14 protein-coding genes and 1 pseudogene are annotated in these 11367 nt (G+C 65.7%); all 15 read left to right on the forward strand.

Annotated elements, in window-relative coordinates:
* A partial coding sequence (locus tag WAN02_RS22235; RefSeq protein WP_422266439.1) for an alpha/beta hydrolase occupies positions 1-997 on the forward strand: 997 nt, incomplete at its 5' end.
* Complete coding sequence (locus WAN02_RS22240; RefSeq protein WP_422266440.1) at positions 994-2199, forward strand: CaiB/BaiF CoA transferase family protein; 1206 nt, start codon at positions 994-996, stop codon at positions 2197-2199. The genes WAN02_RS22235 and WAN02_RS22240, both read left to right, overlap by 4 nt.
* Positions 2196-3092: a hydroxymethylglutaryl-CoA lyase gene (locus WAN02_RS22245; RefSeq protein ID WP_422266442.1), complete on the forward strand. Its 897-nt coding sequence runs from the start codon at positions 2196-2198 to the stop codon at positions 3090-3092. The genes WAN02_RS22240 and WAN02_RS22245 overlap by 4 nt, the downstream gene beginning before the upstream one ends.
* Positions 3092-3703 (forward strand): TetR/AcrR family transcriptional regulator, encoded by a 612-nt coding sequence (locus WAN02_RS22250; RefSeq protein ID WP_422266444.1) that lies wholly within the window; start codon positions 3092-3094, stop codon positions 3701-3703. Before WAN02_RS22245 ends, WAN02_RS22250 begins: the two co-directional genes overlap by 1 nt.
* A 12-nt stretch (positions 3704-3715) precedes the next feature.
* Positions 3716-4954: an acyl-CoA dehydrogenase family protein gene (locus WAN02_RS22255; protein WP_422266446.1), complete on the forward strand. Its 1239-nt coding sequence runs from the start codon at positions 3716-3718 to the stop codon at positions 4952-4954.
* A complete protein-coding gene (locus tag WAN02_RS22260) occupies positions 4951-5937 on the forward strand; it encodes a phosphotransferase family protein (RefSeq protein ID WP_422266448.1) in 987 nt (328 codons plus the stop codon). Before WAN02_RS22255 ends, WAN02_RS22260 begins: the two co-directional genes overlap by 4 nt.
* A 17-nt stretch (positions 5938-5954) precedes the next feature.
* Positions 5955-6887: a catalase family peroxidase gene (locus WAN02_RS22265; RefSeq protein ID WP_422266450.1), complete on the forward strand. Its 933-nt coding sequence runs from the start codon at positions 5955-5957 to the stop codon at positions 6885-6887.
* Positions 6887-7225, forward strand: a complete 339-nt coding sequence (locus WAN02_RS22270) for a DUF6285 domain-containing protein (protein WP_422266452.1) — start codon at positions 6887-6889, stop codon at positions 7223-7225. Before WAN02_RS22265 ends, WAN02_RS22270 begins: the two co-directional genes overlap by 1 nt.
* An 11-nt stretch (positions 7226-7236) precedes the next feature.
* Entirely contained in the window at positions 7237-7632 is a 396-nt protein-coding gene (locus tag WAN02_RS22275) for a nuclear transport factor 2 family protein (protein WP_422266454.1), read from the forward strand.
* 21 nt (positions 7633-7653) lie between these two features.
* The gene (locus WAN02_RS22280) at positions 7654-8190 is read left to right on the forward strand and encodes a YceI family protein (RefSeq protein WP_422266456.1); all 537 of its coding nucleotides are present in this window, start codon (positions 7654-7656) and stop codon (positions 8188-8190) included.
* A 27-nt stretch (positions 8191-8217) separates the two neighbouring features.
* Positions 8218-8616 (forward strand): hypothetical protein, encoded by a 399-nt coding sequence (locus WAN02_RS22285; RefSeq protein ID WP_422266458.1) that lies wholly within the window; start codon positions 8218-8220, stop codon positions 8614-8616.
* A 281-nt stretch (positions 8617-8897) separates the two neighbouring features.
* Positions 8898-9275, forward strand: coding sequence for an NADH-quinone oxidoreductase subunit A (locus WAN02_RS22290; protein ID WP_422266460.1), 378 nt, complete (start codon positions 8898-8900; stop codon positions 9273-9275).
* An 8-nt stretch (positions 9276-9283) separates the two neighbouring features.
* Positions 9284-9838, forward strand: a complete 555-nt coding sequence (locus WAN02_RS22295) for an NADH-quinone oxidoreductase subunit B family protein (protein ID WP_325688651.1) — start codon at positions 9284-9286, stop codon at positions 9836-9838.
* On the forward strand, positions 9835-10575 hold the full coding sequence (locus WAN02_RS22300) for an NADH-quinone oxidoreductase subunit C (RefSeq protein ID WP_422266462.1): 741 nt from the start codon (positions 9835-9837) through the stop codon (positions 10573-10575). The genes WAN02_RS22295 and WAN02_RS22300 overlap by 4 nt, the downstream gene beginning before the upstream one ends.
* Positions 10575-11367, forward strand: a pseudogene (locus WAN02_RS22305) (NADH dehydrogenase subunit D); the annotation flags it as partial. The gene WAN02_RS22300 and the pseudogene WAN02_RS22305, both read left to right, overlap by 1 nt.

The raw sequence follows: 11367 nt of genomic DNA on the forward strand, positions 1-11367 counted from the left end.
GATCAACGCGCTGGCGCGGGCCGGTCACCATGTCATCTACAGCAACAGCCGGTTTCGCGGCACCGATTCGGGGTTGCTGATGGAGAAGGTGGTCGAAGATCTCGGCGCCGCCATCAAGGATGCCAAGGAACGGCTCGGCTACCAGAAGGTGGTGCTGGCCGGTTGGAGCGGCGGCGGTTCGCTGTCGGTGTTGTACCAGCAGCAGGCCCAGCACGCGACCATCACGTCGAGCCCGTCCGGTGACGGGCCCGACCTCACTCAGCTCGATCTGCCCGCCGCCGACGGGCTCATGCTGCTGGCCGCACACATCAGCCGGCACGGCACGCTGACCGAATGGATGGACGGGTCCATTCTCGACGAATCCGATCCGACCAAACGAGACCCGGAGCTCGACCTGTACAACCCGGATAACCCGAACCAGCCGCCCTACAGCGAGGATTTTCTGGCCCGCTACCGGCAAGCGCAGATCGACCGCAACCGCCGCATCACCGCTTGGGTCAAGGACAAACTGGCCGAATTGAGATCAAGCGGGCGTCCCGGCAGCGATGTAGCCGAGTTCGGCTTCGTCGTGCACGGCACCATGGCCGACCCGCGGTGGCTCGATCCGGCGGTTGATCCCAACGAACGGGTTCCGGGAACGTGCTATTTAGGCGATCCTCAAGTGGTGAACATGGGCCCGGTCGGACTCGCCCGGTTCTGCACGCTGCGCAGCTGGCTCTCGCAGTGGAGCTACGACGACGCGCACGGCGACGGGGTGGAGTGCGGGCGTGATATCGCGGTGCCCGCGCTGGTGATCGGCAACCTCGCCGACGACGCGTGCACACCCAGCCACACCCGGCGTCTGTTCGAGGCAATCGGCCACCCCGATAAGGAGATACACGAAATCCACGGCGCCACCCACTATTACGCCGGTCCGGATCAGCGCGACAAATTGCGGGAAGCCGTCACCATCGTCTCCGATTGGCTTGAGCGGCACAAGTTCGTAGGAACTACGTGACTCCCACAGGTCCGCTGGACGGCATCCGGGTGCTCGAGTTGGGCACCCTGATCGCCGGTCCGTTCGCCGGCCGGCTGCTCGGCGATATGGGCGCCGACGTCATCAAGGTCGAACCGCCGGGGGCACCCGACCCGTTGCGCACCTGGGGCCAGGCCGAAGTCGACGGACATCACGTGTTCTGGACGGTGCACGCACGCAACAAGCGGGCCATCACCTTGGACCTGCGTCGGCCACCAGGCCGCGCGTTGTTCCTCGATCTCATCGAGAAATCCGACATCGTGGTGGAGAACTTCCGTCCGGGCACTCTGGAGAAGTGGGACCTGGGTTACGACGTTCTCAGCCAACGTAATTCAGGGATCATCCTGGTTCGGGTGTCGGGCTACGGGCAGACCGGTCCCGACGCGCACAAGGCCGGATACGCCTCGGTGGCCGAGGCGGCCAGCGGTCTGCGGCACCTGAATGGCTTCCCGGGTGGACCACCCCCGCGGCTGGCGTTGTCGCTGGGCGACAGCCTGGCCGGGATGTTCGGGGCACAGGGCGCGCTGGCCGCTCTGTACCGGCGCAGCGTCACCGGGCGCGGCCAGGTGGTCGACGTGGCACTCAACGAATCATGCTTGGCTGTACAGGAATCCACGATCCCGGATTACGACGTCGGCGGAGTAGTGCGAGGTCCGTCCGGCACCCGCCTGGAGGGCATCGCACCCTCGAACATCTACCGCAGCGCCGACGGCTCGTGGGTGGTGATCGCCGCCAACCAGGACACCGTGTTCGCCCGGCTGTGCCGAGCGATGGGGCGCGCGGAGCTGGCCACCGACGAGCGGTTCGCCACCCACGTCGCGCGCGGACGCAACCAGGACGAGCTCGACAAGATCATCGGCGATTGGGCAGCCGAACGCGAACCCAACGACATCATCGAAACCCTCAGCGCCGCAGGCGTGATCTCTGGTCCGATCAACACCGTCGCCGACGTGGTCAACGATCCTCAGCTGAGGGCCCGCGGCATGCTTGTCGAGCATCACGACGAACGGCTCGGCCGGCCGGTGCTGGGGCCCGGAATCACGCCGCAGCTGTCCGAATCGCCCGGTAGCGTCCGTAATGCCGGCTCGGCACGACCGGGACAGCACAACAACGACGTCTACATCGGCCTGCTCGGTAAGAGCGTCGACGAACTCGAGAAGCTGCGCGCCGAGGAGGTCGTATGAGCATCCACGTTGACATCCGCGAGGTATCGCTGCGCGACGGGTTGCAGATCGAGAAGCCAATCCCGTTGTCGGCCAAGCTGGAACTGCTGGCGGCCGTCGCCGCTACCGGGGTGCGCGAGGTGGAGGCCACCGCGTTCGTGTCCCCATCGAAGGTGCCGTCGATGGCTGATGCGGCCGAGCTCGCCGCCGAACTGCGCCACTATCCCGACATCGAATTCTCGGCGCTGGTCGCCAGCCCCAACGGCGCCAAGCGGGCTGTGGCCGCCGGGCTGCGTTCGATCGAATACGTGGTGGCGGCCAGCGACGCGTTCAGCAAGGCCAACGTCGGACGCGGCAGCGCCGAGGCCACCGATCAGATCGGCGAGATCATCGCCATCGCCCACGACAGCGATGTCACGGTCGAGGTCATCGTCGCCACGGCGTGGGATTGCCCCTTCGACGGACCCACGCCGCCGCAGCGGGTTCTCGACATCGCCGCAGCCGCGCGCGATCGTGGCGTCGACCGGTTCTGCATCGCCGACACGATCGGCACGACCACGCCGGGACGGGTGCGCTCGCTGATCGCCCAACTGCGCCCGGTTCTCGGTGAGCTGCCGCTGGGTGGGCATTTCCACAACACCCGCGGCGCCGGGCTGGCCAGCGCATACGCGGCGGTCGAATCGGGAGTCACCCGGTTGGACGCCTCGGCCGGCGGGCTTGGCGGTTGTCCGTTCGCGCCCGGCGCCACGGGCAACATCGCCACCGAGGACCTGGTGTACCTGCTGCGCGACAGCGACATCGACGTCGACATCGACCTGCCTGCCGCCATTGCTGCGGCCGGCGTCGCGAAGTCGGTTGTCGGCCACGACTTGCCCAGTGCCCTACTGCGTGCCGGTGACCGGATACAGCACTGATGCCGGCCGCAGTCGTGACTACGAAGGGCCGCCAGACCCGGGCGGCCCTCGAGCAAGCAGCCCGCAAGTTGTTCGCGGAGCGCGGCTTTCACGGCACCACGCTGGCCGACATCACCTCTGCGGCAGGTAAATCCGCAGCGGTGTTCTACCGGTATTTTGACGACAAAGAGGATCTGCTCGCCGCACTTGCCGAATCTTTTCTGCAGGACGTCGTGACGCCGTCCGGGCTGAATCTGCATCTGCCGGACTCCCCGGACGACGATGTATTCTTCACGTCGGTGGTCACCGGCTACTGGAACATGTTCAAGCAGAACATCGGCATCATGATCGCGGTCGCACAACTGGCCGCCACTCAGCAACGGTTTGCCACCGTGCAGAACCAGTTCCGGCGGTTCGGCATGGACATCGTCGCGGCCTCGGTGCGACATGTGCAGCAGCACGGCTACGCCGCCGAACTCAACCCCGAACACATCGCCGCCGCGATCGCCCTGCTGTTCGAGAACTTCACCACGGTGTTCGTCGGCCGCTCCGGTCTGGGGATTCAGATCAGCGACGAGGATGCCATCGCGACCCTCGCGACGGTGTGGAAGAAAACCCTGTACGGCACTTAAGGAGAAATCACCGTGGATTTCACGCTCCCCGAACATCTTCCGGGTCTGCTGGCCAACATGGATGCGTTCATCGAACGCGAGATCGCCCCGTTGCAGGCGGAGAACATGCAGTACTTCGACCAGCGTCGCGAGCATGCCCGCACCGACTGGGACAACGACGGCATCCCCACTCGGGAATGGGAGGACCTGCTCTCGGAGATGCGACGACGGGCAGACAAAGCGGGCTGGCTGCGTTACGGGCTACCGGCGTCGCTGGGCGGCCGCGACGGCACCAATCTCGACATGGCGGTGATTCGGGAGCATCTGGCGCACAAGGGCCTTGGGCTACACAACGACCTGCAGAACGAGGCGTCGATCGTCGGGAACTTCCCGCAGGTAATCATGATGGAACGCTTCGGTTCCGACGAGCAACGCGCGGCATGGTCCGAGGCGCTGATCACCGGGGAACGCTCGATGGCCTTCGGGCTCACTGAACCGCTGCACGGCTCCGATGCGACCTGGCTGGAAACTCACGCCAAATCCGACGGCGACGACTGGATCATCAACGGCGCCAAGCGATTCAACACCGGGGTCCACCGCGCCACCCACGATCTGATCTTCGCTCGCACGTCCGGCGAACCGGGACAGGCCCAGGGCATCACCGCTTTCCTGGTGCCCACCGACACGCCAGGCTTCCAGGTCCCGTACTACTGGTGGACGTTCAATATGCCCACCGATCACGGTGAGGTCGAACTGACCGACGTGCGAGTGCCCGCCGACGCGGTGCTCGGCGAGGTCGATCGTGGTCTGGAGGTCGCGCAGACATTCCTGCACGAGAACCGGATTCGCCAAGCCGCCAGCAGCCTGGGCGCGGCTCAGTACTGCATCGACCGCGCCGCCGAATATGCCGGCACACGGAAGGTTTTCGGTAAGGCGCTGTCGGCCAACCAGGCTGTGCAATGGCCGCTGGCCGAGCTGCAGACCGAAGCGCAGATGGTGCGGCTGCTGGTGCAGTACGCGGCCTGGCACCTTGACCGCAACCATCACATGGAAGTGTCGGACAAGGTGTCGATGGCCAACTATCGCGCCAACCGGCTGGTGTGCGACGCCGCCGATCGTGCGATGCAGATCTTCGGTGGCCTCGGTTACAGCCGCCACGAGCCGTTCGAGCACATCTATCGCCACCACCGTCGCTACCGGATCACCGAGGGCGCCGAAGAGATCCAAATCCGCCGAGTTGCCCAGCGCCTGTTCAAGTTCGGCCGCAAGTGAGCGTCGCGGATGAACTGGCGCCGAGACTTGCCGCGGTGCTGGAGGCCGCCCTCGGCTCGGGCACCGCGATCGAAGATCTGCGCACGCTGACCGGTGGAGCCAGCAGAACAACCTGGGCGTTCGACGCCACCACGGGCGGGCAACGACGATCGCTGATCCTTCGCATCGGACCGCCCGACGATGTGCACGCCGGCATGGAACTCGAAGCCCGCGCCCAGCGCGCCGCGGCGGCCGCCGGCGCGCCGGTCCCCCACATCGTCGTCGCCGATGATTCCATTGCGGCCCTCGGCAATCCGTTTCTGATCTGCGACGCGATCGACGGCGAGACCATTGTCCGTCGGATCCAGCGCCGGCTGGACGACACCGGCCGGGCGCGACTGCTGGGTCAGTGCGCCGAGGCGCTCTCCGCCATCCATCGCGCCGACCCAAACCTGCCCGGCATCAGTGCCGACGATCAGATGGCGGCATGGCGCGACGAGCTGGACGCCATCGGTGACACCACCGCGACGTTCGAGTGGGCGTTCCGGTGGCTGGCCGACAACCGGCCGGCGCCCTCGCCACCGCATCTGGTGCACGGCGACTTCCGAATGGGCAACCTCATCGTCGATGGATCCGATCTGGCGGCCGTGCTGGATTGGGAGCTGGTGCACGTCGGTGAGATCTACGAAGACCTGGCCTGGTTCTGCATCCGGGCCTGGCGGTTCGGCGCGCCGCGGGATCTCGCGGCCGGTGGTCTGGGCAGTATCGAGGATTTCCTTCATGACTACGAAAAAGCCGGCGGCGCCGCGGTTGACCGGTCTGCATTTCACTGGTGGCTGGTGCAGGCCACTTTGCGCTGGGGTGTCATCTGCCGCTACCAGGCCGAACGCCACCTCAGCGGACAAACTCCGTCCGTGGAACTTGCGACCATCGGCCGTCGCGTCTGCGAGACGGAATGGGACTTGCTCAACTTGCTCGATAACGCGGTCGCGCATGGCGGTTGAGAGCCTAGGGTTGTGCTGTGGTCACACCTGATCAGGCAATCGACGCAATTCGCTCAACCGGCGGGGCGCAACCCGGCAATCGGGCGCTGCACGCCAAGGGGAAGCTCTACCGCGGCACCTTCACCGCCACCCCCGAGGCTGCCGCGCTCTCCCGCGCCGCGCATCTCAGCGGCACGGCAGTACCCGCGCTGATTCGCTTCTCCAGCGGCTCAGGCAATCCGCACCAACCCGACAATGCCCCTGGCGTGCGCGGGTTGGCGGTGAAATTCACGCTTCCCGACGGGTCGACAACCGATGTGTCCACCCAGACCGCGAAGCTGTTCCCGGCCAGCACCCCCGACGGCTTCATCTCGCTGCTTCGGGCGTCGCGTCCCGGTCCCACCGCTCCGCTGCGACTCATCGGATACATCGCCACCCATCCGCGCTTTATCAAGGCGCTGCCGGTCGTCAAAGAAGCCAACAAGGTGCCGGCAAGCTACGCCACCGTGTCGTACCACGGTCTGCACGCATTCCGCTGGATCGCCGCCGACGGCAGCGACCGATTCGTGCGCTATCACCTTCAGCCGGCAGCCGGCGAGGAGTTCCTTTCGCCGGACCTCGCGAAGAGCAAGGACGCGGACTTCTTGATCGACGAACTCGATAAACGCGTTGCGGCCCAACCGGTTCGGTTCGAGTACCAGGTCCAGATCGCCGCGCACGGTGACTCGACCGTCGACCCGTCCATACCCTGGCAGAGCACTCAAACCGTCACCGTCGGCACCCTCGAGATCACCGGCGTCGAGACAGAACGAGAGCACGACGGCGACATCGTCGTGTTCGACCCGATGCGCGTCACCGACGGTATCGAGGCCTCCGACGACCCGGTCTTGCGGTTCCGGACGCTGGCGTACTCCGCCTCGGTGAAGCTGCGCACGGGCGTCGAGCGAGGTCCCGAAGCGCCCGCGACCTGATGACGTCCGCGCACGGTCGCCCCACCGCCGCGGAACTCATCGCCGCGGTGGCGGAATTCCTGGAGACCGATGTGCGGGACTCAACTGTGGGCCGCGTCAATTTCCATTCCCGGGTCGCGGCCAACGCGCTGCGCATGGTCGAGCGAGAACTGCTGGCCGATCCCGCAGACGGCGTCAACGAGGCAATGGCCCGCGTCGGGTGTGTCGATGAAGCTCAGCTGGCCGCCGCCATCCGGGCCGGCGAACTCGACGGGGCCGACGACCACGTGCAATCGGCGCTGCGCGCGCTGGTCGGCCGGCGGCTGGCGGCCGCGCACCCCGGCTACCAGCACGAGTAGGGAGATACGCCATGCTCGCCGCCGAGATCGTCGTCGACGTGGCCGATGAGTTGTTCGCGGCGATCGAGCGCGGCGACGAGGCGCGACTGGTTGAGCTCTTCAGCGACGACATCGCGGTGTGGCGGTCCGGCGGGCGCCGCGACGACGACAAGCGGCGGGCGCTGAAGGTCTTGCGGTGGTTCATCGGCGTCACCGCCGAGCGCAGCTACGAGACCCTCGACCGGCAGCTGTTCCCCGACGGCTTCGTGCAGCAGCACGTCCTGCACGCGACCGGCATCAACGGCGGATCGATCGCTTTGCGGGTGTGCATCGTTATCAAGTTGAGTAGCTCTTCTGGTTCTCAAGCCCTGATCAGGCGTATCGATGAGTATTTCGACCCGGCGGAGCTCGCGGCGATAATGAGCTAGGCGACAACGGAGGGAGCGCCCATGACGAACGTCGACACACTGCTGAACGATCCGGACACCGCAGGGGTTTGGAGCCTGGATTCCGACCGCTCAACCGTCAACTTCAAGATCAAGAACTTCTGGGGCCTGATCAACGTCAAAGGCCACTTCACCGGCGTCAGCGGCGACGGCCAGGTCACCGGCAGAGGCGCCATCTTCGGCCGCCTCGACATTCCGGTCGCCTCGTTGCGCACCGGCATCGGCAAGCGCGACGAGCATCTGCGATCGGCCGATTTCTTCGATGCCGACCGCTATCCGGACATCAGCGTGGTGGTGACCGCCGTCGAGCCCACCACCGGCAAGGACGCCGCCCTGCGGGCCACGTTCAGCATCAAAGGGGTCACCGCAGACGTGCCGCTGCCGGTCCACGTCAGTGCGCTCGCCGACGGCTCGGTGCAGGTGTCGGCGAAGACCGAGATCGACCGCGACCAGTTCGACATCGGCTGGAACCGGCTGGGCATGGTCGCGAAGACGGCCACGGTGTCGGCCGACGCGTACTTTGTCCGGGCGCCGCAGTAACTGCCGCCGGGCAGTACGATCTGGACCGTGTCTGCCACCAGTACCCTGCGGATCCTCGTGTACAGCGACAACGCCGAGACCCGACAGGCCGTGATGACGGCGTTGGGCAAGCGAGTGCATCCGGACCTGCCCGAGTTGAGCTATATCGAGGTCGCGACCGGACCGGTCGTGATCCAGCAGATGGACGCCGGCGGCATCGATCTGGCCATTCTGGATGGCGAGGCGAGCCCCGAAGGCGGCATGGGGATCGCCAAACAGCTCAAAGACGAAATCGACAACGGACCGCCGATCGTGGTGCTGACCGGACGCCGCGACGACGCCTGGCTGGCCAGCTGGTCGCGCGCCGAGGGTGCGGTACCCCACCCCATCGATCCGATCCGGCTCAGCCGGACCGTGCTCGAGTTGCTGCGCACCCCGGTGCAGTAGCGTCTGACCGACCGCGGAATCCCGCATGGCCCAGCCGCTGGGCGGGGCCGGATCGCGTCCGAACAAGGGCTCGTAGATGAACCGGATCGCCTTGCGCTCTTGATATCTCGCAATTCTCGCTCGATCGGGCGGATGCCGCGTGTTTCGTACTGTTCACCGCCCGTCTAGCTGTGGTTGAGGTCACAACTAACCTGCTGAGCGCGCGACCCCACGTGGTCGCTAGGCTGTGGTTGCGCTCGCAGTCCAGCCCATAGACCAGAGTGAGGAAGCGTCGTCGCGGGATGAATCTCTACCTACCCATTCTCGTACTCGGAGGGATCGCCGCAGCCTTCGCGCTCGGCTCGGTCGCGCTCGCCCAGATCACCGGCCCGAAGCGCTTCAACCGCGCCAAGCTGGAGGCCTACGAATGCGGGATCGAGCCCAGCGACCAGCCGGCCAACGCGCCGCACGCCGGCAGCGGGCAGCGGTTCCCGGTGAAGTACTACCTGACGGCGATGCTGTTCATCGTCTTCGACATCGAAATCGTGTTCCTGTACCCCTGGGCGGTCAGCTACGACCAGCTGGGGCTGTTCGCGCTGATCGAGATGGTGGTGTTCATGCTCACCGTTTTCGTGGCCTACGCATACGTGTGGCGCCGCGGCGGCTTGACGTGGGATTGAGGTAAATCGTGGGTCTGGAAGAGAAAGTGCCAAGCGGCTTCTTGTTGACGACCGTTGAACAGCTGGCGGGATACTTTCGCAAGAGCTCGTTGTGGCCGGCCACATTCGGCCTGGCCTGCTGCGCGATCGAGATGATGGCCACGGCCGGCCCGCGTTTCGACATCGCACGCTTCGGCATGGAGCGGTTTTCGGCGACGCCACGTCAGGCGGACCTGATGATCGTGGCCGGCCGGGTCAGCCAGAAGATGGCCCCGGTGCTGCGCCAGATCTACGACCAGATGGCTGAGCCCAAATGGGTGCTGTCCATGGGGGTCTGCGCGTCGTCGGGCGGGATGTTCAACAACTACGCGATCGTCCAGGGCGTCGACCACGTTGTCCCGGTGGACATCTATCTGCCCGGCTGCCCGCCGCGTCCCGAGATGCTGCTGTACGCAATCCTCAAGCTGCACGACAAGATTCAAGAGATGCCGCTGGGCGTCAACCGCGAGCTGGCCATCGCCGAGGCCGAAAAAGCGGCGCTCGCGGCCCGGCCGACGATCGAGCACCTTGGGCTGCTGCGATGAGTTCACCCGGTCACGATCCCAAGCGTGCAGCCAGCGAGGTCGGCGGAACACCCGTTGGTGCCGAGCCATCCGACGCCGAGCTGATCGGCGTGCGCCGCGGCATGTTCGGCGTCCACGGCAGCGGTGACACCTCGGGCTACGGACGATTGATTCGCCAGGTCACGATCGACGAGGGAAGCCCACGCCCCTACGGTTTCTATTTCGACGAGATCGTCGACCGGCTGGCCGAGGTGTTGAAAGCCGACGACGACGTCGAATTCGCCGACGCTGTCGAGAAAGTCGTCGTCTATCGCAACGAGCTGACGCTGCACGTGCGCCGCGAGCTGCTGCCGCAAGTCGCCCGTCGGCTACGCGACGACCCGCAACTGCGGTTCGAGCTGTGCCTGGGCGTGAGCGGCGTGCACTACCCGGACGAAACCGGACGCGAATTGCACGCGGTGTACCCGCTGAGCTCCATCACCCACAACCGTCGAGTCAGGCTGGAAGTGGCCGCACCAGACGGTGATCCGCACATCCCCTCGTTGTTCGGGATCTATCCGACCAACGACTGGCATGAGCGCGAGACCTACGACTTCTTCGGCATCATCTTCGACGGTCACCCTTCGTTGACGCGCATCGAGATGCCCGACGACTGGCAGGGACACCCGCAGCGCAAGGACTACCCGCTCGGCGGCGTTCCAGTGGAGTACAAGGGCGCGAAGATTCCCCCGCCCGACCAGCGGAGGTCCTACAACTGATGAGCGAGAACATAAGCGCCGCCAACGGTGACGGCTCGGACACCTTGATCGCTGTCACGGGCCAAGATTGGAACAAGATCGTCGAGGCCGCCCGGCAGCGCGGCGAACCCGGCGAGCGGATCGTCGTCAACATGGGACCGCAACACCCGTCCACCCACGGCGTGCTGCGGCTGATCCTGGAGATCGAGGGCGAGACCGTCACCGACGCCCGTTGCGGAATCGGCTACCTGCACACCGGAATCGAGAAAAACCTCGAGTACCGGTACTGGACGCAGGGCGTGACGTTCGTGACCCGAATGGACTACCTGGCACCGTTTTTCAACGAGACGGCCTTCTGCTTGGGCGTCGAGAAGCTGCTGGGCATCACCGACGAGATCCCCGAACGGGTCAACGTCATTCGGGTAATGATGATGGAGCTCAACCGAATCTCCTCGCACCTGGTCGCTTTGGCGACCGGCGGCATGGAGTTGGGCGCGATGACGCCGATGTTCACCGGCTTCAAGGGCCGCGAGATCATCCTCACGCTGTTCGAATCGATCACCGGGCTGCGGATGAACAGTGCCTACATCCGCCCCGGCGGTGTGTCGGCGGACCTGCCAGCGGGCGCCGAAGCCGAAATCGCCACCGCCCTCAAAGAAATCAAGGGCGTGCTCCATGAGATGGGCAACCTGCTCAACGAGAGCGCGATCTGGAAAGCCCGCACCAAGGACGTCGGCTACCTCGACTTGACCGGCTGTATGGCCCTCGGCGTGACCGGGCCATGCCTGCGATCCACCGGGTTGCCCCACGACC

Origin of the sequence: Mycobacterium sp. (assembly GCF_049281135.1) — a bacterium.
Lineage (GTDB): Bacteria > Actinomycetota > Actinomycetes > Mycobacteriales > Mycobacteriaceae > Mycobacterium.